The sequence below is a fragment of the Flavitalea antarctica genome (genome assembly GCF_054461535.1).
The window spans coordinates 218,368-244,425 of the sequence record NZ_JBTLQG010000003.1 but is presented as its reverse complement, the minus strand read 5'-3'; the positions used below and the strand labels follow the sequence as shown (position 1 = coordinate 244,425).

The 26,058-nt window shown below is 44.5% G+C and carries 20 protein-coding genes; 1 reads left to right on the top strand and 19 read right to left on the bottom strand.

Going from position 1 to position 26,058, the window contains the following annotated elements:
• Positions 1-17 precede the first annotated feature (17 nt).
• The 4 genes from ACX0G7_RS05425 to ACX0G7_RS05410 are packed head-to-tail and all read right to left on the bottom strand — an operon-like array spanning position 18 to position 3,992.
• Entirely contained in the window at positions 18-1,070 is a 1,053-nt protein-coding gene (locus ACX0G7_RS05425; protein ID WP_458922411.1) for a radical SAM protein, read from the bottom strand.
• Complete coding sequence (locus ACX0G7_RS05420) at positions 1,067-1,768, bottom strand: class I SAM-dependent methyltransferase (protein ID WP_458922410.1); 702 nt, start codon at positions 1,766-1,768, stop codon at positions 1,067-1,069. Before ACX0G7_RS05420 ends, ACX0G7_RS05425 begins: the two co-directional genes overlap by 4 nt.
• Positions 1,769-1,818: 50 nt before the next feature.
• Complete coding sequence (locus ACX0G7_RS05415; RefSeq protein WP_458922409.1) at positions 1,819-2,493, bottom strand: HemK2/MTQ2 family protein methyltransferase; 675 nt, start codon at positions 2,491-2,493, stop codon at positions 1,819-1,821.
• Positions 2,493-3,992 (bottom strand): B12-binding domain-containing radical SAM protein, encoded by a 1,500-nt coding sequence (locus ACX0G7_RS05410; RefSeq protein WP_458922408.1) that lies wholly within the window; start codon positions 3,990-3,992, stop codon positions 2,493-2,495. Before ACX0G7_RS05410 ends, ACX0G7_RS05415 begins: the two co-directional genes overlap by 1 nt.
• A gap of 182 nt (positions 3,993-4,174) precedes the next feature.
• Here ACX0G7_RS05410 and ACX0G7_RS05405 point away from each other — a divergent pair, with 182 nt between their 5' ends.
• Positions 4,175-5,284, top strand: a complete 1,110-nt coding sequence (locus ACX0G7_RS05405) for a glycosyltransferase family 4 protein (RefSeq protein WP_458922407.1) — start codon at positions 4,175-4,177, stop codon at positions 5,282-5,284.
• Between the two features lie 151 nt (positions 5,285-5,435).
• Here ACX0G7_RS05405 and ACX0G7_RS05400 read toward each other — a convergent pair whose 3' ends face one another.
• The 15 genes from ACX0G7_RS05400 to ACX0G7_RS05330 form a co-directional block, all read right to left on the bottom strand.
• Positions 5,436-6,494, bottom strand: coding sequence for a glycosyltransferase family 4 protein (locus ACX0G7_RS05400; RefSeq protein ID WP_458922406.1), 1,059 nt, complete (start codon positions 6,492-6,494; stop codon positions 5,436-5,438).
• Positions 6,495-6,535: 41 nt separating this feature from the next.
• Complete coding sequence (locus ACX0G7_RS05395; protein WP_458922405.1) at positions 6,536-7,708, bottom strand: Ig-like domain-containing domain; 1,173 nt, start codon at positions 7,706-7,708, stop codon at positions 6,536-6,538.
• Positions 7,665-8,762, bottom strand: coding sequence for a hypothetical protein (locus ACX0G7_RS05390; protein ID WP_458922404.1), 1,098 nt, complete (start codon positions 8,760-8,762; stop codon positions 7,665-7,667). Before ACX0G7_RS05390 ends, ACX0G7_RS05395 begins: the two co-directional genes overlap by 44 nt.
• A 154-nt stretch (positions 8,763-8,916) precedes the next feature.
• A complete protein-coding gene (locus ACX0G7_RS05385) occupies positions 8,917-9,801 on the bottom strand; it encodes a fructosamine kinase family protein (protein WP_458922403.1) in 885 nt (294 codons plus the stop codon).
• Positions 9,802-9,840: 39 nt separating this feature from the next.
• On the bottom strand, positions 9,841-10,584 hold the full coding sequence (locus ACX0G7_RS05380; RefSeq protein WP_458922402.1) for an RraA family protein: 744 nt from the start codon (positions 10,582-10,584) through the stop codon (positions 9,841-9,843).
• 34 nt (positions 10,585-10,618) lie between these two features.
• Positions 10,619-11,383, bottom strand: a complete 765-nt coding sequence (locus ACX0G7_RS05375; RefSeq protein ID WP_458922401.1) for a LamG-like jellyroll fold domain-containing protein — start codon at positions 11,381-11,383, stop codon at positions 10,619-10,621.
• A gap of 16 nt (positions 11,384-11,399) precedes the next feature.
• Positions 11,400-12,686: an MFS transporter gene (locus ACX0G7_RS05370; protein ID WP_458922400.1), complete on the bottom strand. Its 1,287-nt coding sequence runs from the start codon at positions 12,684-12,686 to the stop codon at positions 11,400-11,402.
• A gap of 11 nt (positions 12,687-12,697) precedes the next feature.
• The gene (locus tag ACX0G7_RS05365; protein WP_458922399.1) at positions 12,698-15,547 is read right to left on the bottom strand and encodes a glycoside hydrolase family 2 protein; all 2,850 of its coding nucleotides are present in this window, start codon (positions 15,545-15,547) and stop codon (positions 12,698-12,700) included.
• Between the two features lie 36 nt (positions 15,548-15,583).
• The gene (locus ACX0G7_RS05360; RefSeq protein WP_458922398.1) at positions 15,584-16,561 is read right to left on the bottom strand and encodes a mannonate dehydratase; all 978 of its coding nucleotides are present in this window, start codon (positions 16,559-16,561) and stop codon (positions 15,584-15,586) included.
• 22 nt (positions 16,562-16,583) lie between these two features.
• Positions 16,584-17,378, bottom strand: coding sequence for an SDR family NAD(P)-dependent oxidoreductase (locus tag ACX0G7_RS05355; RefSeq protein ID WP_458922397.1), 795 nt, complete (start codon positions 17,376-17,378; stop codon positions 16,584-16,586).
• A 9-nt stretch (positions 17,379-17,387) separates the two neighbouring features.
• Positions 17,388-18,578, bottom strand: coding sequence for an enolase C-terminal domain-like protein (locus ACX0G7_RS05350; protein WP_458922396.1), 1,191 nt, complete (start codon positions 18,576-18,578; stop codon positions 17,388-17,390).
• 62 nt (positions 18,579-18,640) lie between these two features.
• Positions 18,641-19,969 (bottom strand): endo-1,4-beta-xylanase, encoded by a 1,329-nt coding sequence (locus ACX0G7_RS05345; protein WP_458922395.1) that lies wholly within the window; start codon positions 19,967-19,969, stop codon positions 18,641-18,643.
• Between the two features lie 71 nt (positions 19,970-20,040).
• Positions 20,041-21,489: a RagB/SusD family nutrient uptake outer membrane protein gene (locus ACX0G7_RS05340; RefSeq protein ID WP_458922394.1), complete on the bottom strand. Its 1,449-nt coding sequence runs from the start codon at positions 21,487-21,489 to the stop codon at positions 20,041-20,043.
• A 94-nt stretch (positions 21,490-21,583) separates the two neighbouring features.
• Entirely contained in the window at positions 21,584-24,604 is a 3,021-nt protein-coding gene (locus ACX0G7_RS05335) for a SusC/RagA family TonB-linked outer membrane protein (protein WP_458922393.1), read from the bottom strand.
• A gap of 617 nt (positions 24,605-25,221) precedes the next feature.
• The gene (locus ACX0G7_RS05330) at positions 25,222-25,956 is read right to left on the bottom strand and encodes an IclR family transcriptional regulator (RefSeq protein WP_458922392.1); all 735 of its coding nucleotides are present in this window, start codon (positions 25,954-25,956) and stop codon (positions 25,222-25,224) included.
• Positions 25,957-26,058 lie beyond the last annotated feature (102 nt).

Sequence of the window (26,058 nt, the reverse complement as noted above, 5' to 3'; positions counted from 1 at the left end):
TTTTTAATTATGACATTCTACATCCGGGCCGGATTAACCCGTGGTGGAAGATTCAGGGAACAGACACATTTTTTGCAAACAGGGTCGTGATCCATATCCAGTTTTTTCCGAAAATTCAAACCAACATTACCGTTCAGGATGTTCTGCAAATCATTGTCCCTGATGTTTCCAATCGTCTTGTGAAAAAAACAGGGTTTCACTCCACCATCCGGCTCAATCACCGTCGAGACCCAGGGTGCATTACACTGTTTATAGGGATAATCTTCCAACCCGTATCCGGCCGCATAGTACCGGTATATGTTCATCAATTTGGCCGGAGACTCCGCAATAAACCTATTCCTGAATTGTTTCTCGAAACGGGGCGACAGGCTTTCGATTATAGCTTTCAGTACTGGCAACTCCTCCCGGTTGATGGCAATTTCCGATTGCCGTTCACGGGTCCATGGTACCTCCCTGTTAAATGCATGACTGGTGAGATCCGCCGGCAAAAAACTGATCTGGTCAATCCCGATATCTGAAGCAGATTCAATGATGCCTGCCCACGCCTGATAATTTAAACCGTGGATCACCGTTCGTGCAGTGATCCGGTAAGACTTATCTTTCGATTTGAGAACGGCTATTCCTTCAGTCAGTTTATTGAAAGCGCCATTGACTTCACGAATGGAATCATGGATCTTTTCCGTTCCATCCAAAGAAATAATAATGTCGTCAACCAGTTGCAAAAGCCGGGCAGCATGTTTCTTTAGCAACAACCCTGTGGAAAGCAAAGTAATTTTGAGGTTTTCCTTTTTTAATATTTCACATAGTTCAAAAAAGCCTTCGTGTAACAAAGCTTCCCCGCCGGACATCACTATTTGTTTGGTACCCAGCTCCCGGAAACTTTTCAGCAATGGAATGATATCGTCTTTCGTTAGCTGTTTAAGATGCTGATTACCTTTCCATATATCGCACATGCGGCAGCGGCAATTGCAGGAACTATGTGGCATCAGGATAGCAATAGGTAATGCACTTACCCGATGCGTGCGTAAGGTATGATATCGTTTCAGCGTATGATATATCGACTGTTTCACAGGTTACCAGGTTTGATGAGGATCCTGTGAAAGGGATCATTATGCTTAAAAAACCTACTCATGAAGGTTCCCGGCCGGTACAAAATCTTATAATTGAAACAATCCAGCGCTGTGATCGAATGATGAAAATACCAATTCGACATTTCCGGGAAACCAATGGAATCAAAGTAAGTAGCCGACCTCGCTTTCGCGTTTTTGAGATCCTGCTGATCATAAAACATCGAATCAGTGATGTATATTTCGCCACCTGTCTTTAAAAGTGTTTTTGCCTTGCTGATGATCTCAATCAGCGAAGGAAAGTATTGGATAGAAGCAGCAAAAACAATTAGATCAAAACGGCTATCGCCGAGAACTCCCTGCCTGAGATCGCCCTGTATAAAGTGAAGATTTCGTTTATCAGCAAACACTCTTTTTGCCTGGTCCAGTTCTACCGCATTGATGTCGAGCCCGGTTACTTCTGTAGCGGGCACAGAGGATAGGCGGTTTGACAGCCAGCCATTGCCACAACCTATTTCCAGGATGTTCAAAGCCCGTTTTTTTTTCATAACATAATGAAGAAGGAGATTGCATGAACGTCTTCTTATTTCCCATTCTTTGTAATGGTGATGACGACCGTCGACCTCCGGCAATCTCAATAATTCTTCATCATTAACCAACCGGTTTTCCTTCTCCCTCAAAGCGATATAAAGCTGAGGCATTATTTGCCGGTCCGGGTCCGTTTCATGACGGCCAACGTGATATGATTTGTTCAGTTGACCCATTTTAACGATGATATATTGTATATGAAATGTTTTTCAAGAAACCGATCGCCGGTTGCAATGCATTCCATTTTGAATTGGTTATTCGCAGCTGCATGATGGATCATTTCAAGATCACAACCTTCACAGAGTACCATTAAAATTTTTGAGGTGCTGTCAAGATACTGACCGAGCGATTCAAACAACCTGTAAAAATACTCGCCATTTTTTCCGCAATACCAGGCATAATCTGAAACTGATGCGGGTTCTTTTTTATAGTAAGGCGGATTCAGTAAAACAAATTGGTAAGGCTTCACAGGTACGCCGGCAAACATATCCGCTTCTAAAACTTCAAGCATGACCTTGTTTTTATGCATGTTTTTTCTGAGACAACTTACCGCAACCGGGTTAATATCTGTGGCCGTGACAATGCCTCCCCTGGAGGCTGCATAAATACTGATCAGGCCACTCCCGGCACCAAGCTCCAATACTGACTGATCCGAAAACTTTTCGTTTCTTACCTGGTTTAGGAGAAATTTCGTGCTAAAAAAGAAACGTGGGTGGAATACTCCTGCCGGAATTTCCAGCTCTATCCCTTGGTACCGGTAAGTTCTTGTGCTGGAAAGATATACTTCCAGCACTGGTTTATAAGTGTGACTCACCAGGTATTTGACAATGCTGCGCATTAGAATCCTTGTATTTCAGGTTGCCTGTATTTCCATAAAATCTGTAACAATTTCAATTCGTAGGGTTTCTTATAAAGCCGTAACTGGTAACGCAAAGTAGCTGCTACCCGCATCGTGAACCGTTTAGCTGATGTTAACCTGATATCTGAAACCGTGGGATAATAACTGTTAAGTACGGTTTCAAAATCCTTTATCTTATCTATCATAGCAGGCGTCAGCCACGGTGTCAGGGGATTTTTTCTCAGATCGAAAGATTCCCATTGAGGACTGATCCATTCCTCGAGTTTCTCCGGGAAACGAAAGCCGGTTTCCAGTACTTTATTGTACATGTCAGAACCTTCCGTAGCGACCGGGCTATAGACATATATAACAATCTCCGTTTTTGGATTGATCGACTTGATTTCACGGATGAAAGCAATGTCTCTGTCAATCTGCTTCATCACCAGTTCCGGGGTGGCGGCTGGAGTACCAAGCACAAAGGAATATTCCGGGATGATATCAAACTTTGCGAGCCTGGCCGCAAATTCCCTGATCTGTTTTGCAGACTGTGTACCACCCTTATGCATCGCTTTGAGGATATCATCATTGCCCGTCTCAGCACCAAAAAAGATCATTTTACAACCCGATTCCCGCATCAGCGCGAGGGATTCATCAGTATATTTATTTATAGTGTCGATCCTACCCTCTCCCCACCAAACCATTTCCTCTTTTTTGATAAGCCTGGCAAATTCAACGGTTCTTTTTTCAGAAACGAAAAAATTGTTATCATGAAACTCGATTGCATTACCCCCATATCGATCTTTTAACAGCTTGATGTCGTTGTAAACCAGATGGGCTGATTTAGCTTTCCAACGCCCCTGGTAAATGGGCACCACGGCACAAAAAGAACAGGTAAACGGACAACCAACACTCGAGTGGTAAGCAATGGTTTTCGTTCCCAGGTAAGACTTACCCAGGTATTTTTGCAACGGGTAGAACGTATTTAGTTTATGATAGGGCAACTGCGGTAGTTCATCCTGGTTCAGCAGCTCACTTTTCTGTGTTTTTACGATTTCACCTTTTAGCCTGAAAATTAAATTCGGGATGGAATCAAATGGCTCCGCTTTTTCAAGCGCGTTAAGCAAGGCAGGAAAAGATTTATCACCGGGTCCATTGATCACAAAATCCACATAACCGGAATTCAACACGACATTGGCCTGGTTCGAAGCAAAATATCCACCCCATACTATCTTTATCCCCGGATAAACGTTCCTGATGCTTTTTGACACCGGGATTGCCTGCTTCAGCTGTGGTCCCGGCATCGTGGTACAACCAAAATACCTGATGTTACCCGCCGCGAGATATTCCATTATTTTTTCAGCGGGATTTCTTTCGAGATTACCGTCAACAATTACATACTCAAACTGCCCTTCAATGGAAGCAGCGATACTTAAGATCGAATTCGGAATCCGCGGTTTGTTATTTGCGCTCCTTGGATTGAATAACAACACTTTGGCCATATGATTGCGTTGACAGTCAGATTTAAATACGGATACCCGGCAAGAGAGTTGCCTGCCCCGGGAATATGTGCCCGACAGATAACTCACAACCCTGGCAACCCGGAAGATCAATTCAACGTTTCGTCTGGTAACAGTTGGGACAACCCCCGGATTGCCGGGGAAAAAAGACTGTACTTGCAGACATGCACTTTCTATTCACCAGCTACCAGGGTTCGCCCGAATTTAATGCACCGGGGCCGTGGCTCGACCGTATAGCCTTTTACACCGGTATCCCTGAACATCTCAGCAAAGCGCATACAGTAACGGCCATTGAACATATTGACTACTCCGGTGAATTCAGGCATAAAGGGGTAAGGTACCTGTTCATCCCTTTGAAAAGCAGGATAAGCCGCTTCCCTTTTCGAAAACACAGGCTGATGAAAAAACTGGCTCCTGATGTTGTATTCATCAACGGATTTATCTTTCCCTTGCAGATAATCCTGCTTCGCCTCCAGCTCGGCAAAAAAACACGGATAATTATCCTGCACCGCGCAGAAAAACCATTTCATGGCTATAAAAGTGTTCTTCAAAAAATTGCAGACAAATTTGTATCAGCCTATTTTTTCACTTCCTTCGAATCAGGGCAACCCTGGATACGACAACGTATTATCGAAAGCGAGAAAAAGGTGTTTGAGATCATCCAAAGTTCATCCATCTTTTTTCCGGATTATGAAGAAAGAAGTTACAGACATTATGATGTGATGAAGCCACCAGTTTTTCTATGGGTGGGAAGATTAGATAGAAACAAGGATCCCCTTACTGTGGTTGCGGCCTTCATTGAGTTTCTCAGATATGTACCAACCGCGAAATTGCAAATGATTTTCCAGGATGGGGATCTGCTGCCTGAAATTGAATCAACAATTAATGCATCACAAACAGGCGCGGACGCAATCTTACTGGTCGGAAAGGTAAAGCACCATGTCCTGGGAGAATATTTCAGGTCAGCGGACTTTATCATCTCAGGCTCACATTACGAGGGGAGCGGAATCTCGGTGGTAGAAGCCATGAGTTGCGGATGCATTCCCGTAGTGACCAACATCGCTTCCTTCCGCAAGATGACCAAAAATGGCGAGGTTGGCTTTTTGTATGAACCTGGTGATGTAAAGGGCTTGCTGAAAACTTTGCTGAAGACAACCAAAATTGATCGGCAAAAGCAACAGGAAAAGGTTTGTCTTCATTTCCAGGAAGAATTATCCTTTGAGGCCATTGCCAGGAAAACAAACGAGGTAGTAAATGGATTATTCAAACACTGATACAAAAACAGACGATCATAATCGTTCAAAAAAGTATGGTTGAAAACGACTGACGAAAAAAGAATACTTAGGCATCATTATTTAAAAAAATTGTTGATGATTTCCGTTCAACAGAAAAAGAGTTGATCATCCCTGGTAAAAGAACAGTTGATCACTTGTCAAAAAGACCAATGATGTTTTTTGCTGTCTCATCAATATCATAAACTGGCTTTGTATTAACTGTACTCTGCGGGTCCTTAAGAATTGCTATCGCACTTTCCAGCATCTGCTCTTTTGAATTCACTATCGTCCAATGATCAATGTCTGTATTCATTGGTTTGCAAAAGCTAATGACATGAGCCCCCGCTTGCAGTGCCTCCAGGCAAACCCCGGAGAAGCCCTCGTAAGATGATGGATGCAATAAAACTTTGGCTCGTCTCATATGCTCCAACACCCCGGTATAGGATAATTGGCCCGATAAGGAGATTGTCGACACTAAACCTGCCGCCTTTATCTGTTGCTCAAGCCTCTTTCTCTCCGGCCCTTCACCAACAATCACCGCTTTCAGGCCAGGAAATTTTTTCCGGATCGAAGACACGAGTTCAATGAACAAATCGAAGTTCTTCAGGGGGATCAGTGAACCCGCAGCCAGGAGATCAATATCCCTGGTTTGCGGTAGGCTAAGTGCTTCGCTCCTGACGCCTGGTACGATAACGCGCGCCGGCTTTACGCCGTGGTTCCGCTCAAATTCGGCCTGAAGGAAGTCAGATAAAGCAACAAGTTCATCTCCCCTCATTGAAATGCGACCGGGATATGGATTTGAAGACCGCGCATCCTGGCCAAGTAACCAGCAATAGTGTCTAAGGTTGTGCTTGTCGGCGAATCTTTTTCCTACATACGCGCATTCGCCGAACCAAAAACTGAAAATGCCATCAATATGTTGCTCCCCGTGCACCTGGCGGAGCTTGCGCATTACTTTCCTACGAAGGAAAAGCCTCCATATATGCCCCCTGTTCTTTCCACCAAAACTTATGACTGTATTGCCATACCAGCTATATGTTTTCGATTTAAAAGGATATTGAAAGCTAAAGATCATGATGATCCAGCCAGGGTGCACCCTGTTTAAAGCCAGGACAAGCTGCTGTTGCATCGGCAGACAGGCAGTATCATTTTCATCCGACGGAAATCCGGGCGTAAGTATGATCAGCAATTTATGTGGCTTGTTGGTCATCAGGCATTGATGGTAGTCTCATATCTATACGACTATTTCTCCTATCGGTTGCCGGTCTTTCCATTACGTTTCATTATCCTGAACCTGATGTCGTGGAAACGTTCATTTTTAGCCACTGGATGTTTAGAAATATCTTCTTCAAACAGCCTGTTGATATTATTACCTGCCAGGTCCTCCAGATATGTCCCTACCCTGATAGTATAATCTCCTTCCATCCAATCTGACCCGGGATGATATGTTATCTGCTGCTGCCCGGGTGTTATTTTCAAAACACCCGGTACAATGGATCCGTTTTTGTCAATGACTGTTATCACTTCTTTCAACAGGAAATAATCCAGTGATTCCGGAAACCGGATGATGAGCGGATCATTGGTTCGGGAAACCGGTACGTCTATTATCCAGTTTTTGGGATCAGGTGAGACACTGTCCCTCGTCGTGACAAAAAAGCTTCGCCGGTAAGCTTCCCTGAGCTGCAGACCACGGGCATCTTTCCAATCTGTTTTGATAAGGATCGTGTATTGTTCACCGCTTTTCAAAGGGTTCCCAAGAGCCCGGTTCGGGATCAACTCGCGTTTTATTCTCCCTGGATCGAACCAGATCGTTAACACATCTCTTTCGGTATTCCATAGTTCTGGTTGCAGGTCCAGGAAAACATCATCAAGCGTATCGCCATGGTTGTTCAATAATGCAATATGTTTCAGGGCCTCACCCTCACGCATAGGCGCAGAAAATTGCAGGTATAGTTTCAATACATTTTCCGGGAGCGTATCTACAGATGGATAAATATTCACTACGTTCGGGGCATCAGCAGTGTCAGGAAACGGAACCGCAATCTGTTTTAACAACTTTTGTTTATAGAAAATGTCGTAGGCCTTTCCCGGGGTGAAAGGAAATGCCGGAGTGAATATTATCCGGTCAGTAGAAAGGTCATATTCCCCAATGATTCCATTCGGCTGATCTTTTAATCGCACTGCCAGATCCTGGCGAATCAGATCCAGTTGATCATCCTGGAGAAGATTTAGTGGAACAGCAACAGCTTTCGCCTTTTCGCCCTCATACACCAATGAAATTTCGGTACTGCTCTTTTGTGAACACGAGAACTCCGATAAAAGGCCAAAAAAAATCAGGCTAAGCATTCCGCCTAACCTGATCATTTTTGTAAACCGGGAATTATAATGAGCTTTCATCAGTTGTGCGTAAGTCAATGTCTCCATTTGCCTGCTTTTGGATCATTACCACCTGGCTACCGTTAAGTTTATCCATTTGTAACACATTGAGGGTTGGTGTTGCAGTAAAGTTCACGCCGGCAGTGCCTTTCACGGGCTCGGTCAACGTGCCCTGGAAAGAAGCAAGATTTTTATAGTCAACTTTAGCAACAGGGTGCCTGGTATTGGCCATCAATAAAAATGATTCACTTCCTTTTTGCAGGGTGATCATATCAATTGGAGTGTTACCGCTACCCATCTCCGCGACTGTTCTTCCTTTTACATGCGCCCCTGGTTTTAATTCATCCATTGGGAACAAAACAAGAGGAGTACAGGTGTAGCTGGCAACCAGGAATTTTTTATTATTTATTGTGGCAGTTGTAAATGTTTTGATAGGAGCAGATGTTTCATATTTACCATGTGCACCGTGATAGATCTCAAGAGTGGATTCATCCTGCCTGCTGGTGAATGGGTAGGGAATACTTTTGAATGATGAGCTGAACTCGTGATTTGACAACCCGCTCACAAGCAACTTCCCTTCATCGTAACCAAGATCCGAGATTGTCGACATCCTCATCGGGCGGCCGCGTTGATCTTTTGCATCTTCTGCCGGAGAATTATTAAGCAAAACAGAAGTTGAAGGCATGTCTTTAAGTGATACTGCTTCCAGCCTCGCTCCGTCCAGCTTCAAAAGTACCGGGGTGCCATCGCTGTTCTGAACGCTGATAAAGAGTTTCTGACTCACTGGACTTACCGCCATATCGGTAATGGTAATATTCGCAACATCGGTCCCAAGCGCAGCTGCGATCTTTTGATCGATGTTTTTCATTTCGATTGGTGCTGCTTTCTTACCAGATTTGGTTTCGTTCATCTTAACAGCAAACACCGTTGCAAGCTTTGAGTCGCCTACGAACAAAGTGCCATCCGGACTGAAGGTCAGTGCGGTGATGGATTTTACATCCGCCCCCGCTTTGGCAGCTGATTGTTGCCGGGGTGCTTTAAAAGCTGCAATAACAGTAACGCCGGCAATAAATGCGACGAGGTAGAAATATGTTTTCTTCATAAACTGAGTTTGATTGATTAATCGGGAGAGAAAAACGCACCATAAGTTAATCCTTTATTTTCAATTACAGGATCAAAAACATGCGGCGGCTTTGCCGGCTGGAAATTACACACCCGACCTTCCACGCGTAACTGCTCCCCCGGAGTCACCAAAATCAGTACCGGCCCACGATGGACAAAATATCACTCAGATAACTGCGGCCAAACAGATTGAGATGAACAAGCAATGGATAGAGATTACAACAATCCCATTGTTCAGCATGATTTACCGGCAGCGGATTGTAATAGTTATAACTATCGTAAAACGCCTTATCAAAACCCCCGAAAAGTGTCGTCATCGCCAGATCGATTGCAGGGTGACCGTAGTAAACAGCTGGATCAATAAGTACCGCGTTTTGCTCCTTATCACATAAAAAATTTCCGCTCCACAGATCGCCATGGAGCAGGCAGGGCTTTGCATCAGGGAATAAGCAGGGCAGAATTGATGGTAATTTTTCAAACAGCCTCGTCTGTTCTGCGGTGAGCAATTGTTTATCGACGGCGAGTTTAATCTGTGGTTGAATGCGCCGGAGGTAAAAAAATGCTGACCAGTCTGCAGCTTTTGAATTTGACTGGGGAAGCGCGCCCATGTAATTGTCATGATCAAGACCAAAATAATCGGAGTGCCTGTGGTGAAGCAGGCTCAGTTGTTTACCGAAGTTCTGCCAGAACTTTTTGGTTTGCGAGCCTTGTTCTATCCATTCCATCACCAGCACCTGGTAGCTGCCGATCCGGGTAGATAAGACAACTGGTGGCACCCTTATTAAATGCTGGGAGGCAATGAGAGACAGGCCAGCCGATTCTGATTCGAACATGCCGGGGAACCGACCTGTTGAATTGACCTTGCAACAAAACTCTGTCGAGTCATTAATTTGCAATTTATAAACGGCATTGATGGATCCACCCGACACGGCCTTTGCCTCGACAGCCCTGATCTCAATGGTTAACAAGGCGGATAACTGGCGGATGAGTTCATCACGGATTACATCAAATACATTCATTCTTCGATAAAATCAGAACGGATAGCGTAATGATTATGATCAGAAATATCCACCTTTTTTTGTAATCTCCTGTACGGATTCACCGGCATTTACCCAGTTGAAGATCTTTTTTTCATTTTCATATATTTCCTCTGCCCGGATCAACACTTCATAAGCAATCTCTCTCGGCACCACCAGTACCCCGTCTATATCGCCCAGGACAATATCACCCGGTTTAACAGTCACGTCGCCAATCTGTAATGTGATCTGATAGTGAGTTATGAGACATCTTCCAAGGCTACCATTTGAAGTGCGGTACTTATAAAAAACCGGGAAATCAGCTTCTATGATCTGGTGAGTATCCCTTATCCCGCCATCAATACAGGCAGCCTTAACTTTTTTGCCTTTGGCTGTAGCAGTCATCACACCTCCCCACAACGTCGCCTTCGAATCGTTAGTGGTGTCCCAGATAACGAAATTGTCTTCACCTAGTTCATCCAGCATCTGAACCCGGTACTCCATTTCGCCGCTGATCATGGCATTTGGGGCACTTTTTACGGTAAAGGCGAATCCTGCGACCGTCCGGTATTCGCGAAGCGGAACAATATGGCCGGGAAGCGCCTGGTTCAAAAGGCAGAATTCCCTCAGCACATCATTGATGGCACCGGTATATAGTTTCTCAAATCTGTAAAGCAGTTCCTTTGATGGAATGGGTATTTCTCCCTCAGCCTTGCCTTCCCTGGACTCGATTAATTTCTCCAGGTTCATCATTCCAATTTCTTTTTTATACTGATCTACACTCATAATCTTTGGCTTTAGATGTTATATTATTAATGTTTTATCTACCTGAATCATTTTTTGTTATGGGATTGAGTTTATGAATCAACTGTATTTCATCCGCACTCAGTGCACGGTTGAACACCGCCAGACCTGCAATCTTACCAACAAAAAAATTACCCATCTCACCGCCCCTGTGAACCGCACCAACCGTGAAGTCGGACCCGGTAATGCCGCCATCGAAAATGCCTTCCGGGTATGGATAAGGATTTCTGCCTTCGCGTTCATCATAACGACCATCGAGGTAGGAACGGATTTCGTTTCCATCATAAGAAAATCCTACAAAGCTCCATTCGTTGTATAAGACTTTATGTTTACCTACCGATACATCGATACACCATTTCTCACCGGGGGTTGGTCCGCCTACTCCTGAAATATGGCCGCAAACCTGGTCGGCACTTTCGTAGAGTTGAATATCCAGGAACAAACAATACTGCCGCTGTTTCCGGGTTTCATTCCACATACCGGCGATGGCCTCGCATTGAGAATAACTTTTGCGTTGGCGCCTGACCCATGCAAGCACAGTGACCTGCGCATCACGACCGTGAATATCCAGTGCAGGACATTCATTCCTCGGGATATACAGATATTGTGTTTCGTTGATCATAACCGAAGAACCACTAAGTATTCCGTCATCGGTAATTTCGTTCCTGCCATTGCCCTCAACTAACGTATATGGATACCTGCCTTTTGAGACAAACGGGTTAACGCGGTCAAAGTCCCAGCAGCAAATAAGATCAGGTATCGTAAGAATATCACTTAGCATAATGGATTGGACGACGTCATGCGTCTTTTAATAGTTTCAACATAGCGGCCCTGTCTTTTTGGAAGAACCTCAAAAACCCAATTAAAATAAAAGTGCCCCCAAGGAAATAACTAACCCAGAGCCATGACATGCCTGTCTCCAGGCCAAGGCCTGGTTTCAATATTCCCAGGATATAAGGAGCAAAAGCGCCGACAAGAAATGCACACATTAACATTAAACCGGCAGCCGACGAACGGATTGCGGGGTTGACCACTTCAAATAAAGAAGCAAAAATATTCGAGTCATACACCCCGCGGAATACACCAAAAAGAAATAAAGCTATATATGTGGCGGTGGTCGTTTCACCCATAGCGATATAATAAATGAAGGGTGCACCGCCAAACAGGGCGACTGACTGAAGCAACAACCTGTTCCCCGGTTTTTCCCTAGCGAATCTATCAGCCAGGTATCCGCCGATAATTACCCCTAAAAAGGCGCCAAGATGATGATAGAACATGGATGAAAAACCAGCCTGCGTAATGGTCATTCCAAACTTCTCAACTAACAGTGAAGGCATCCATGTGAGGTAACCTACATTTACAAAAACCATACATGCAAAGGCCGCAGTTAACAGGATAATCGTTGGAGTCTTTCCCACCAGCCTGGCGGTTTTAACAATACCGACATTGCTTTCCGATTGAGCAGGCTTGTCTTTTTTCAGCCTTAAGAAAATGACTACCGAAATAATTATTCCAAAGCCTCCAAAAAGATAAAACGCGTTTCTCCACCCATACTGTTCTGCTATATAACCCGCGATGAGACCGCTAAGTATAATTCCGAAATAAACAGCGCTTTGATGTATAGCCAGCGCCAGTGAGCGTCTTTTCTTATGCTCCTCGCTGATCAGCGCGTTTGCTGCGGGCGCATAGAAGGCCTCCCCTCCACCCGTGGCAACACCTCTTAATAATACAAACTGGGTAAGGGTACTGCTGATGCCCGTTGCAAGTGTTGCAAAGCTCCAGAAGAACAGGCTGGAACCGATGATCGTTTTCCTGCTAAACCTGTCACCGATGAATCCTGCAACCGGAACAAGCAACCCATAGGTCCATACAAGCGAAGAGGCAATTAAACCCAACTCCGAGTCGGTAAGTTTCAGATCCGCTTTTATCAAGGGTAATACCACGCTAAAAATCTGTCTGTCCGCCTGGTTCAGGAAAAAAGCGATCCATAGCAATACCAACATCTGCCATTTGTAACTTGCAGTGCCGCTATCGATTTGCAGTTGCTTCGAAGCTTTCGGAGTAAATGTGTCACTTATGGCCATCGGCTGATAATTTATTGTAATTTCTGTTTAACCCCGGGTGCATTCCATGCACTCACAACTGCAGTTGCATTCCGGTTTGCTTCCCGCCACAACACATTCATGATTACCTTTTTGCTTTCTCCTGGTTGCAACCATAAATAATTATCTGTAGCATAAAAAGATCTTTTCACTCCTGCAACATCAACCTTTGTCATGAAGGCAGGTAACTTACCGGTATTCTTTACAACGAGGGTCAATTCACTTTCTGTATCTGTAAGTTTTTTATTTCCTGCTACATTTATAGAAAGAGATGTTTCCGACTGCTGAACCACCGGTTTCAGCCATGGGCCTTTTTCCAGCGTTATCCAGGCTATTGGTTGGCTGATATATTTATTATAAAAAGCAGTATCCTTCATTTTTGTAAGTACCCGCGGATAATAATATGAACGTGATATAAGCTTACCGCTTGCATCATGTAAATCAGCAAGCAGGAATAAAAACTTGTCTGCATAAGCTCCGGGTATATCCAGGCTTCCGGCTGACACTGAAGTCACCGAGGTACCGGGTTTAAGTGTCACAGGCTTTTCGTTGCGGAATAGTTCTTTAAAAGTATCGTCGTAAGCCTTTATGCTGGTCTTTAATCCGTTTGCAGGCGTACCGGGAGCACTGGTGACTTTGAGGTTGAGATTGATTTTTTCGCCGGGTGCCCAAAGAAGTCTTTCGATATCTACTGATATATGTATCGGCTCGTAGGTGCGCTTCATAAAATAATACGGCGCTCCGGCATGGCCGAACCAATCCATGAGCTGGATCGCAATAACGGGCCAGTGTCTTTTGAATACCCATGGCATCAGGCCGGTCGTGACTGGATAGTTTGCCTGTGTTTTTTCAGAGAAGACCTGGTAGAATTCCGCCGCGCCGATCTGAGTGGCTTCGGAAACAGACTCTATCGTCGGGTCATTCATATCACTGATATGAGAAGCACGGCTTAACATCCGGGGTACACGGCCGGGGCCGTATTCAGTAAAATGATGAATGAATTCAGGATGGGAACCACCGAAGGCAGTATCCCACATTCTACCTAAGCCTTTAAACTCACCGTTATTAACCGTTTCGTAGAACAAGGAAGCTTCAGGCATGCTATGCATCCCGGTTTCTGAGATCCACGCTTCTTTGCCATAACTTTTATTGTACCAGGTCGGATCCATGTCCGGATATACATGGATGCTGCCATGATCGGGAGTTGTGCGAACAAAAAATCTCGAAGGATCAAAGGTGCGCAAATTCCTTTCCAGGATGCCGATGGAAGCCGCATTACCGTAAGAGTAGGGATTAAATTCATTACCCCCGCACCAGATAACAAGTGATGGATGATTTCTTAATCTTATGATATTCTGCACCACCTGTGCTTCCCAGATCTCCTGCGGATATTCCGGTGTATCCTGGTTACCTATGGGAAAATCCTGCCATACCATCAGCCCGAGTTCGTTACAGATCTTGTATAGCGTGTTTGTTTCCAGCAAGCCTCCGCCCCAGATCCTGATTAATTGTACACCCATTTTTTGTGCAGCCGAGAGTGTCCAGCGGTATCTTTCTTCCGAGGTTTCCAGCAGGATATCCTGCGGGGTGAAGTTCATCCCCTTGACAAAGATCTTCTTACCGTTTACAATGAATTGCCAGTTATCAAATCTGTCACCGGTTCTCGGACCCGTGCCAGGAACTCTTTCTATAGTGCGTATTCCATAGTCGAACTGAGCTTTATCGACTACCTGCCCGTCTTTTTTCAGTGATACAGTTACCTTATATAAATTCGGTTTACCAAGACCGTTAGGGCTCCAGATGAGTGGGTTGGGCAAATCAAAGTCCTGTTCCAGCCAGCTTCTTCCTTCAAATATTTTTGAAGGAAATTCTTTTTTAAAAGTTGCTTTTCCAGGTGCCTCCATTTCTATAACCACACTCACGTCACTTTTTACAGGAATAAAGGGAACCCCTTTCTCATCCGGGTGCCGGATCTGTGTATTGTTCCAGGGATGAAGTTGTTTCAGCAGTGAATGCTCACCGGAAAATATTTCGGCGGATAAATGGAGTGAACTCTTAGTCCCGTCAATACTTTTCGTAGTGAGATAAGGTCTTTCCAGATGTACTTTGGGTGCAATTTCGATCCTTACTCCCTGCCACATACCAATAGAAAAGAAAGCCTCACCGCCGGAGCCGCCCGAAATAACCCATGGCTTTATTATGCGTCCGCTTGCTCTTGGATTGAAGCCCGGGCGTTTGTCAAAATCAATCCTGCCGGAAACGGCACGCGGCAAGTCTTTTAAGTCTGTGGGTTTATTCCCCCAGTTACCTGCCCGTACTTCGACAACTATCTTGTTTGGCTGGCCGGGTTTGATAAAGCGACCAACCTCAACATTAGGGCCACCAAACATTCCTTCATGTTCACCAACGAGGCTATCGTTTAACCAGACTTTGGAAAAATAATCAACTCCATCAAAGCACAGAAAAACATAATTGTCCTTCACCGATGCAGGTATTTCAAATGACCTGGAATAATACCAGGCCTTTTCGTCTGTCCATTTATACAACACAGAATTAAGGTTATAATATGGATGCGGCAATTTACCTGCCTTAAATAAAGACCAATGCACCGAATTAGGTATGGTTGTTTCAAACGCGTCCTTTTGGTTACTTAGTTGTTTTAGGTCGGCGACAGAAGTATCCATGTATGACAGGTTCCATTTGCCATTCAGATCTATATGTTGGGTACCGGTTCTCGGGGTAATGTACCACGGCTGTGCCAGGCGCTGTGAAAATGCGATCACTGGTAATAAGAAGCAGATGATTGCAACGAGGTAAACAGGTTTCGTTTTATGATTCAACATAATATTTCAGTTAATTGTGATCGCTTTTCCAATAAGTCATTGATATGTTATACCGTTCGCATCCATTAAGCCCTTCATATAACCAATTCCAAAAAGATGTCCCTTCATTGCATAGCCGTGGTTTGAATTGTCGTCTCCTGCCATGGTTGGAACATGATCGGAACGGATAGGCCCGTTATATGAAGCGTTATGATAAGCAAGCAAGGCGGCGCTCATGTCCGTAGGACCATTATCATGAAAGGTTTCATGAAAGTCTGCGCTGTTGCCAAGCACGTCCCGGAGATGTACAAAGAATATTTTTTGCGTGGCACTGAACTCTGCAATCAGGTCGTATATGTTTTCACCCATGGTGACATAGGTGCCCTGGCAAAAAGTTAATCCATGGAACGGACCTTCCCATAAACTCAATGCCTTGCGGATAGCTGCTGCATTTGTGAAGATCCTGCCAATGCCCCTCAACGGTGAAACCGGCGGGTCGTCAGGATGCAGGGCCATTTTTACGCCGGCTTTTTCAGCAGCCGGCATAACCTTCATTAAAAAATATTTATAGTTGTCCCAGATCGTTGCTTCACTGATCTCCCCGGCGTCAGTATAGCCGGATTGTTTAGAATCGGCGAGATTAAATCCACTTACCAAGGCACCACCTCTTTCAGGTATCGTAGTATTTGTTCTGTACCATCCAATGCCTGCCATAAAATTGTAACAAAGAAGATTTATATTAAGTCTGCCCATGTTTTCAAGCATCAGGCAGTATTTGTCGAGATCTTCATCCCTCCCCGGCAGGCCGAGTTTAATTCTGCTCATGTCAAACTGGTCTCCCTCAAGCCCGGTAAGGCTTAAGCCAAACGAGTCAAAGGTTCTCTTGGAAGATTGTAAAGAGCTGAAGTCCCAGGGGGGTAGTTCACCAGTGAGTTCTGGAGCAAGCTTAGCTATGGCATAGCTGATACCCATCTGCCTGCACAGATGCCATTTTTCATCCGGCTTATTCCCGAAAAATAAAAAGGACAATTTCACAAGTACTGTTTTATTGTTTGATTCACTTGCTTTTTTTAAAAGGTTCTGGCTTGCTATAACCCTGCTTTAGCGTCCATCCACCGTCAATGGTTATTGTTGCCCCGGTCATATAGGTCCCGGCAGACAGCAGGTTACAGATAACCGCCGCAATCTCTTCCGGCTGACCAAGTCGCCCGAGGGGAATGTTTGATGTGACAAGCGCTAATTTGTCCACGTTTTTCCAGGTGTCAGCATTCATACCAGTCTGAATGGCACCAACCGCAAATGTGTTAACCCTGATATTATGCGGGGCGAGTTCAAGAGCAACACCTTTCATTAATGTCTCGAGAGCACCCTTTGTAGCTCCATACACGCTTAATCCTACACCTGGTTGTAATCCATTAATGGATGTGATGGTATATATACAACCCTCAGTTGAACTGTCTATCATTCTTTGTGCAAATCGTTGGGTCAGCAACAATGTGCCTTTAAAGTTTATGTCTATAAAATGATTGACGTCTTCGATTGTCGTATCAAGAAAATGTTTTTTGTAGGAGACCCCTGCGTTGTTGATAAGGAAATCAAACCCATTAAATTTTTGCCAGGCCTTGTCACCCAGCTGCGCCGCCTGTTCTATATTACCAAGGTCCGCCTGTATAATTTCCGCATAACCACCTCCTGCTTTAATCATCTCTGCAACTGACTCTGCTTTTTGCGCTTCCCTGTGATAGTGAATGAGCACTCTTACGCCCATTTCAGCCAGTTGTATGGCTATTGCCTTCCCTATCCCGGATGAAGCTCCGGTAACAAGCGCTTTTTTTCCTTTCATTTCAATCATAAAACATTTTTATAGTCCGCCTACGACCGGATACCAATCTGGTCTCCTGGGATCCTGGTGAAACCTGGCGTAATAATCGCCCATTTTATGAAAGTATTTCTCATAATGTTTCATTTTATCTTCATCCAGGCGGACACCCAGGCCCGGCCCCTGGGGAACCTGGATACTTCCGTTCAAATACTTTAGTGGTCCGCCTTCTATGATATCATCAGTGAGATAATGATAATGTGCATCGCCGGCGAAAGACATGGTCGGAATGGTTGAGGCAGTATGCAGCATGGCCGATAGTTCAATGCCAAACTCAGCACCACTATGCATGGAGATACCCAGGTTAAAAGCATTACAGACTGCTGCAAGGTCCTTTACTCCCCGCGGACCTTCCCAGTAGTGCAGGTCGGTAAGTACAACATCAACGGAGCCAAGTTTTATAGCTGGTGCCAGGTCTTCAAACTTTGCAGGAAACATGTTTGTAGCAACTGGTATTCTTACCTGGCGTTTTACGGCGGCGTTTCCTTCAAGTCCCCATGACGGGTCTTCGAAATATTCAATATTCAATGGTTCAAGGCGATGGCCAATCCTAACGGCAGTTGCCACGGACCATACGCCATTCGGATCGATCCTCAGGCCAAATTCATCGCCCAGCTGTTTACGACAAAGTTCCAGCACCCGTGCTTCTTCAGACGGCTTCATCACCCCCGCCTTTAGTTTCATCGAATTAACACCAAGTGTTTCATGCAGCTCCACGCAATGTTCAGCAAGATCTTCAGCAACGCTGTCATCGCCCCCGCCGGGCCGGTCGTAGCGCCAGAAAAGGTATCCAATCATCGGGATCTCACTGCGGACCGAACCTCCAAGCAAATCACTCATCGGGCGGTTCAGCACCTTGCCCTGTATGTCAAGGCAAGCCATTTCAATGGCTGCGTATAACCGGGCATTTGACATATAATAAATGCTGCGTAATACTTTTAGCTTTATTGTTTCCAGGTGAAAAGGATCTAACCCAATTATCCTTGGCTTAAGTTTCTGCAAGGCGCCGCACTGATCGCCGCCGCCAACTTCACCAAGCCCGGTAATACCTTCATCGGTAAAGATTTCAAGGATGGTCCTAAGAAAATATCCGGGATGCACACCGGTATTATGACGGAGCTGAGCATTCAATGGTATCGCCACACACCTGGTTCTGATGTCAATAATCTTCATGTAACAGTAATGGTTAGATAATAGATCTCTGTTAATTATTTCATGTTGAGAACACCTCCTGACTATGGCATTTTGCCAGACTTAGCAGCGTCTTTTGATAGCCTCAATTTGAGTTTTGTCTCTTTTTTCCCCTGTCGGACAGTTACCTCGTAATCGCCGTAAAATCCCCGGAATGAGAAACTGTCTTTACCGGTAAGAGTCGTATTAATGTTGGTTTTCCAATCGTGATTAATTAATCTGTCCAGCACTGTGTAAGATGGCTTAGCGGAAAAATCATTATTTAATAAACCGCCATTCCATTTGTCTTCCCCTTTCACGGCAGTTCCATCAACCAGGTTCCACCAGATGATTGCCTCAACGGCGGGATGACTGAACCATAGCCTGTAGAAGTTGCGTGTGAGCCTGGCCTGGTTCACCTGCCCTTCAGCGTTATAGGGAAGTGTCGGAATAGTGATCTCTGACACGTGCAATGGCTTGTTGAAGCGGCCGTATAAGTCAAGGGCGCTGAACAATTGTTTTGGAGTCATAGCCGAGCCTGCCACAACGTTTTGATGCAACTGTTCATTGAAAAAATGGAACTGCATACCGATCGCATCAATTCTGCAACCTCTTAGAAGGAGGTTCTGAATAAGCATATAATAAGGACTATACTCCTGTTGATTATTCTGCCAGATGGAAGTCACCTCGTTAATCATGAGTTTGGTAGACGAAGGGAAAGCTTTCATAGCAGTGATAAAAGACTTATATACATAATCCCCGGGCATGGGTACATCCGGAAAATAATGCAAAGCCTCATTTACAACATCCCAGGTGGAAATTTGCTTACCATATCGTTCTCCTATCTCACGAATACGATTGGTGATTAGTTTTTCAATCTCCGCTGTGTCCTTAGGTATCCACGTTGGGACTGCATGCGCCGGATGGTTCCAGACCAATGTATGACCTTTTGGCGTTATGTTGTATTTACTGCAAAACGCCAGAACCGCGTCAGGCGGAGGTCTTCTGTAAATTACAGAGCTATTGGCAGCATAGCGAAGCTCGCCGCGTTTAGGCTCAAGTGTTTGCCAGTAAAAAGGAACAGCCGCCTGATTGAACACCTTTGCAAAGGAATCTTCATATTGCTTATTTCTTTGTTCATTTTCAAGTCCATTCACCATAAACGCATTGGCACCAAACTGAAATTCATGGCTGATCTGCCTGACAGACAGTTCAGTCTTTCCCTTATAGACTGGAATGCTGAAGGAAATCTCTCCCTTCCTGTTTTTCTCAATGCCCTGGCTGATCCGGCTTTCAATCTCTGTGTCCGACCAGATAGAATCAAGGCGTTGGTTTTGAGCTTGTACTACCCAGCATACCGGCAGCATAACAACCACAGCAAAAAGTTTTTTCATACGCATCGTATCGCTTGCATTTTCATGCAACTGATTTTACATAGTGAATGATGAATGCACAGCAATTGCTCTCAATAGCCGGGGTTCTGATCGGCTACCGGATCCAGTGCTTTGTTATAGTTCATCTCGGATAATGGAATTGGCCAGAGCAGAAATTTGTCTGCCACGTTTACGCCCTTTACTTCGAGGATTTTCGCTTTAACAATGCCCATGCGTTTCAGATCATGCCAACGCTTGGCTTCGTAAACTGTCTCATAGCCTCTTTCTTTCACTATTTCATTAAGGAATGTGGTGGCATTATAGTCTGCTATCTTAAAATCAATCGAAGAAGGTAACAACGGTGGCAGGCCATAAGCCCGTCTGTGCACCATGTTCAATCTTTCAACAGCTAATGGTGTAGGTCCGTTGTTGGCACGGCTCGCTGCCTCAGCATACAACAATAAAATATCTGCAAAACGATAGAACGGATAATCATTTCCCGCGGACGTTTGTGTGCTTGCAGCAACATCTTTGAATTTTCTGAACAGGACCGAAGTTTTTCCCAGGCCAATGTCGTAGCTATAAAGATTGTAAACTTTACGCAGGTCAGACGTACTCCAGTTTTTGATAACCGGGTTGGTTACAGAATCAGAATAATGTGCGTAGAATCCACCGGCTCCGTGATAGCCGGCTCCGGGATGATGCGCAAACATAACATACTGCCAACCCTGGCCGCTTCCCTGCTTGCTGAATTTGAGGTAAAAGATCTCCTCAGAAGTATTGACCACGTCCGGTCCGAAAACCTTTTCAAAGTCGGCACTCGTGGTGACCGGTACTAAAGAAAACTTACCTGACACAATCACCTCATTGGCTTTTTGCGTGGCTTCGGTATATTTTTTCTGATACATATATACTTCTGCAAGCACGCTCTTGGCTGACCATCGTGATGGACGTCCGGGCTGACTGCTGACATCAGGCAGAGCCGATTCTGCATCTGTCAAATCTTTAACAATGAGATTGTAAACTTCAGCTTCAGTTGACTTTTCTATATCCTGTTCCGTCATATTTTCTTCAGTGCGAATTGGCACCCCGCTCCAGTTTCGAACAAGAAGAAAATAGGTAAACGCACGTAAGAACTTTGCTTCGGCGACAAACCTGTTCACATCATTTGCACTGATATTAGTGCCGTTCGGAGCATTGGCTATTACCAGGTTGGCATTTCTGATCGCCCGGTAAAATTGATCCCAAATTTGTCCGGTACGTGTAATATTTGTGTTGTCAAGTGTCTGGTATGCATTCAATGGCAGATAACTACCGCGTCCATAAATATAGTCACCATATGTTTCTATCTGCGCCGGGTAAAGCCCACTCAGGCAGTTTGGATCACGCAGAGGGCCATAGATGGCATTCACTGCTGTTTCAACTTCGGGTGCCGTATTGTAAAACACTTCTGCAGCACTTGATTTTGGTTCTTCTGTCAAAACTTTTTTGCAGCCGGTCGAAACAACGACCATCGCAAAAAGGAATATTATATATTTCATACGTTTATTTTTTTCGTCGCTTGAAGCGAGTTTGTAAACTTTTTTAGGTCTTGACAACGGGCGCACCGTCGTTTCGCACAAACCAGCGGATTCGTCAGAAGCCGGCACGAACTCCGATCGTTACTGCTTTGGCTGTCGGATAACTATAATGGTCAATACCCTGCATGATCGAATTCGATCCGCCGTAGCTATTGATCTCGGGATCAAAGCCGGAATAATTGGTGATCGTGAGTATGTTCTGACCGCTTGCGTAAACCTGTAAACTTTTGACCCATTTCATATTTGTTTTTTGCATGGGTATGTTATATGCAAGCTGAATATTTTTTAATCTCAGGTAAGAACCGTCTTCAACAAACCTGGTTGAGATCTGTGCTGCGGTTGTACGGCTGATGATGGGGTATTTGCTGTTTGTGTTAGTTGGTGACCAGTTGCTGTTATAAACATCTACCGGCATATTCAACCCGAAGCCGTAGTCAAGGGTTTGATTCACTGAACTCAGATTGAAGATATCGTTGCCCTGTGATCCCTGGAAAAAAGCGCTCAGTTCAAAACCTTTCCATGCAACAACCGTATTAAAACCATATATAAAATCTGCAGTCGGATCGCCGATAAAGGTTTTATCATTGGTATTGATCACTCCATTCTTATCGATGTCCTCGTAAATTATCTTTCCTTTTGAATCATAACCAATATCCCTGAAGCCGTAAAACTTACCGATTGATTCGCCCTCACGAAGCCTGTTTATATAATCATTAACTACCGTGATGTTAATACTTGAACCGAGTACGTCTGCTCCATTATAGAGTTTAACTACTTTGTTCCGGTTAAATGCAATATTACCGGAAACAGTAAGTGATACATCACCATCGCGTAGTATATCTGCGTCAGCGGTTAACTCCCATCCTTTATTCTGGACCTCACCGATATTCTGTATGGTAGATGTGTAACCAAGCGATGAAGGCAGCTGCACAGTGTTTAATAAGTCAGTCGTGTTTTTGACATAATAGTCAACACTGAGCCTGAGGGCATTGTTAAGAACAGCAATGTCTGCACCTATATCGAGTTGTTCTGTTGTCTCCCACTTAAGGTCGGCCGGTAGTCTTGAACCCGGTGAATAAGTCGGATAAAGTGCGTCACCAAAGATCACCGACCCGGTACCTAAAAGATTGAGTGTCTGATATGGTCCGATGGCTGTACTTCCTGTAATACCCCAGCTACCCCTGATTTTCAAATCAGAGATAAAAGATTGTTGCTTCATAAACTTTTCTTCGGTAACCTTCCAGGCTAAAGCCATTGCCGGGAAGTAGCCCCATTTGTTATCCTCGCTGTACCTTGATGATCCGTCTGCCCGGAAACTGATGGTAGCAAGATATCGATCCATCAATCCATAATTGATACGGCCAAGTCCGGAAACCAGTGTAGACTTTGAATAGCCACTTCCGGGTGTTCCGAAAACTGCCGCCGCACCGAGGTCATATGACTCCTGGATATTACTGATAAATCCGCTTGCACCGGCATTCATATTTGTGTTCACGAAGTCCTGGTAAGTGAAGGCACCGGTTACAGAAAGATCATGCACACCAAATTTCTTTGTATAGTTTACAAGGTTCTCACTAAGTACACTGGTAAAGTTTGAAGAGCTTACTGCAGCCGACCCGGTTATTGTACTTGATGAAGTACCATTTGAGGTGATATAACCGTTATTGTATGCATTGGTTCCATTGTCTGTATTCTCTATACCACCGGATATCTTTATTGACAAACCCGAAAAAGGCTTGTAAGTAACTCCTGCATTAACAAGAACCTGGTTACTGCGAAGATGGTCAAGCTGTTCATTAACATTGAGAACAGGATTCTGCATTACATTCGAGGTGAAATTATAAGACGTCGACAAGTTGCGGTAAATTCCATTGGGAAGATACGGTGTGAGTGTCGGTGCGGCTGATAACATAGCAGATATCGTAGAACCTCCGCGGTTACCACCGCCAGAATTCCTGCGTTCTGATTCAATGCGCGCAAGGTTCGCCATCACATTGATACTTACTTTGCTACTGATGTCGCTTTCGATATTGGTGCGGATCGTATACCGGTCAAACGTACTGTTTTTCACTATTCCATCCTGTTTGAAAATTCCTCCTGATACAGCATAACGGGTTTTATCGGAACCACCACTCACAGTAACGTTATGGCTGAATAACGGTGCATTGTCATCTAAAACCAGGTCCTGCCAGTTTGTGCCGGCCACCCCTTTAAGGCTATCCACCTGCTCCTGTGTGAAGTAAGGAGCGATGTTATCATTTTTTGCCTGCAGATTATAAAACTCGGCCCATTGACCGGCATTCATCATGTCCAGTTTTTTCGTTGGAGACTGACTGGAATATCCAAAATCATAGTTCACCCTCACATCGCCTTTTTTTCCTTTTTTGGTTGTAACCAACACCACACCATTTGCCCCGCGGGTACCATAAATCGCAATAGCCGAAGCATCTTTAAGTACTTCAACAGATTCAATATCGTCTGTGTTCAGTTGGTTGAGACTACTGCCGTTCAAAGGAAATCCATCCACTACATATAATGGTTCATTACCACCCTGAACGGAGTTTGTACCTCTTATCCTTACGCTGATCGCACCGCCCGGCGATCCGTTGTTCTGGATCACCTGCACCCCGGCTGCGCGGCCCTGTAAGGCCTGCACAGGGCTCGTATTTGGGAAGATGCCGATGTCTTTCGACTTAATCTGTGAAACAGATCCCGTGAGGTCTCTTTTCCTGACTGTTCCATAGCCGATGACAACTACATCATCAAGTCTTGATCCGGCTAGTTCAAGGGTTACGTTGATGACCTGCTGATTGTTGATTTCTACTTCCTTTTCTGCGTATCCGACATGTGATACGAGGATAGCGCCTGTACCGGAGGGAGCGTTTAACCGGAAATTTCCCTGGTCATCAGTGTTGACACCATTTTCATTTCCTTTTAATCTGACACTCGCTCCTGCAATCGGAACATTTTCTGCTGAAGTTACTTTACCAGAAATGGTGAAGGTCTGGCTGAATAAGTTTGGGGATACGATGCTACACAGGATTGTGAGAAGCATCAGGACACTTTTGGCGGGCATAAGCAATTGTTTACAATTTTATAATGTAAAATTCAATTTTACTATATAATAAATATAGTCAATCACCTGCATTCGGAACAAATAATTATTGAGAAATATTTTGAAATTTTATTTTGCTGCTCTCGGGGAAGGGCGATACGGGTTGTCGGTTTACAAAAAAATATCGCTTTGCCGATGAAAATTATCTGGGCTTAGCCCGTATTGATCAACACCATCAAGATGATAATAACCGAAAAGGTCATCGTAATCGTAAGTACCCTTCGTCATATTAAATACAGTTGGCACCCTTGCATAACACTCGGTGTCATGTATAGATGTCTCATAGTGAATAACAATGGTTACCGTAAATCCTAGTTGTTATTTTGGAATAAAAGTCGTTATCGTAAATCACAGGTGTTATAGTATAAGCACAGTCGTTACCGTAAGTCACAGGTGTTATAGTATAAGCACAGTCGTTACCGTAAGTCACAGTTGTTATAGTATAAGCACAGTCGCCATCGTTGAAGAACAGTCGTTATCGTAAATAATGGTTGGTATCGTTGAAGATAAAGGCTAGCGTGCAGAATGATTGGTTTGGAGACGAACAGTGTATCCAAATGATATATGCGGAATGCTGGCTATGATAAGTTTGCACCAATTACTTCGGATGCTTTTTTGATCTGCCTGATTATATCAACCTTCTTAAGATTGTTAAAACGAAGCGATGGCATGTAAACGCTGAGTGCTGCTATCACTTTTTCTTCTTTATATACTGGCAGTGCTATCCCAACTATCTGGTTAACCGTCGTCTGGATGGCATAGCCCTGGCTTTTTATTTTTTTCAGATTCCTGAGGAGACTCTTAAGATCGGTTACACCATCCCATTCGCCGGTAGCCGGAGGGCCATACTTTTCTATAAATTTCTCAATCTGAGGTTCGGGCATCATAGCCAGTAGTAAACGACCGGAAGCCGTATCGTAAGCCCTTTTTTCTGTCGCCGTGTTCGCCTGGAGGTAGTTTTTACTTTGAACCCGGTAGATTACCGACCTGATATCGCCCTTAAGCACACAAAGCAATGAATTTTCATTCATGCTTGAAGTAAGTAGCTCCATCTGTTCCCGCGAAGCATCAACAAGGTCTTTCTGATAGCCGGCATTGCCCGTGAGTTCGTAAGCTTTTGAGCCAAGGCAATAGCCTTTTTGTTTACCAAGTTTATCGAGGTATTTGCGATCAACCATTGTCTTGATTATGTTGGCGCAGGTACCCGCATTGAGATTCAGGTCGGAGGCGATCTCTCCGAGCGGCCTGGGACTTTCCGGATCTTTTGCTATGTATTCCAAGATATCAAGTGCACGGTTTATCACCTGGATCATATACTGAATTGATTTAATAACCCGAAGCCGGGTTAAGGAAATAACGAAATGTAAATTACTATTTTATAATGTAAAATCAAACGTGGGTGGCTTTTGGCGCCC

What these genes read in the sequence shown, in the direction of transcription:
- ACX0G7_RS05420 (WP_458922410.1), bottom strand. Translation starts at nt 1,768, where the DNA reads ATGCCTCAGCTTTATATCGCTTTGAGGGAGAAGGAAAACCGGTTGGTT.
- ACX0G7_RS05415 (WP_458922409.1), bottom strand. Translation starts at nt 2,493, where the DNA reads ATGCGCAGCATTGTCAAATACCTGGTGAGTCACACTTATAAACCAGTG.
- ACX0G7_RS05410 (WP_458922408.1), bottom strand. Translation starts at nt 3,992, where the DNA reads ATGGCCAAAGTGTTGTTATTCAATCCAAGGAGCGCAAATAACAAACCG.
- ACX0G7_RS05405 (WP_458922407.1), top strand. Translation starts at nt 4,175, where the DNA reads ATGCACTTTCTATTCACCAGCTACCAGGGTTCGCCCGAATTTAATGCA.
- ACX0G7_RS05400 (WP_458922406.1), bottom strand. Translation starts at nt 6,494, where the DNA reads ATGACCAACAAGCCACATAAATTGCTGATCATACTTACGCCCGGATTT.
- ACX0G7_RS05395 (WP_458922405.1), bottom strand. Translation starts at nt 7,708, where the DNA reads ATGGAGACATTGACTTACGCACAACTGATGAAAGCTCATTATAATTCC.
- ACX0G7_RS05390 (WP_458922404.1), bottom strand. Translation starts at nt 8,762, where the DNA reads ATGAAGAAAACATATTTCTACCTCGTCGCATTTATTGCCGGCGTTACT.
- ACX0G7_RS05385 (WP_458922403.1), bottom strand. Translation starts at nt 9,801, where the DNA reads ATGAATGTATTTGATGTAATCCGTGATGAACTCATCCGCCAGTTATCC.
- ACX0G7_RS05380 (WP_458922402.1), bottom strand. Translation starts at nt 10,584, where the DNA reads ATGAGTGTAGATCAGTATAAAAAAGAAATTGGAATGATGAACCTGGAG.
- ACX0G7_RS05375 (WP_458922401.1), bottom strand. Translation starts at nt 11,383, where the DNA reads ATGCTAAGTGATATTCTTACGATACCTGATCTTATTTGCTGCTGGGAC.
- ACX0G7_RS05370 (WP_458922400.1), bottom strand. Translation starts at nt 12,686, where the DNA reads ATGGCCATAAGTGACACATTTACTCCGAAAGCTTCGAAGCAACTGCAA.
- ACX0G7_RS05365 (WP_458922399.1), bottom strand. Translation starts at nt 15,547, where the DNA reads ATGTTGAATCATAAAACGAAACCTGTTTACCTCGTTGCAATCATCTGC.
- ACX0G7_RS05355 (WP_458922397.1), bottom strand. Translation starts at nt 17,378, where the DNA reads ATGATTGAAATGAAAGGAAAAAAAGCGCTTGTTACCGGAGCTTCATCC.
- ACX0G7_RS05350 (WP_458922396.1), bottom strand. Translation starts at nt 18,578, where the DNA reads ATGAAGATTATTGACATCAGAACCAGGTGTGTGGCGATACCATTGAAT.
- ACX0G7_RS05345 (WP_458922395.1), bottom strand. Translation starts at nt 19,969, where the DNA reads ATGAAAAAACTTTTTGCTGTGGTTGTTATGCTGCCGGTATGCTGGGTA.
- ACX0G7_RS05340 (WP_458922394.1), bottom strand. Translation starts at nt 21,489, where the DNA reads ATGAAATATATAATATTCCTTTTTGCGATGGTCGTTGTTTCGACCGGC.
- ACX0G7_RS05335 (WP_458922393.1), bottom strand. Translation starts at nt 24,604, where the DNA reads ATGCCCGCCAAAAGTGTCCTGATGCTTCTCACAATCCTGTGTAGCATC.
- ACX0G7_RS05330 (WP_458922392.1), bottom strand. Translation starts at nt 25,956, where the DNA reads ATGATCCAGGTGATAAACCGTGCACTTGATATCTTGGAATACATAGCA.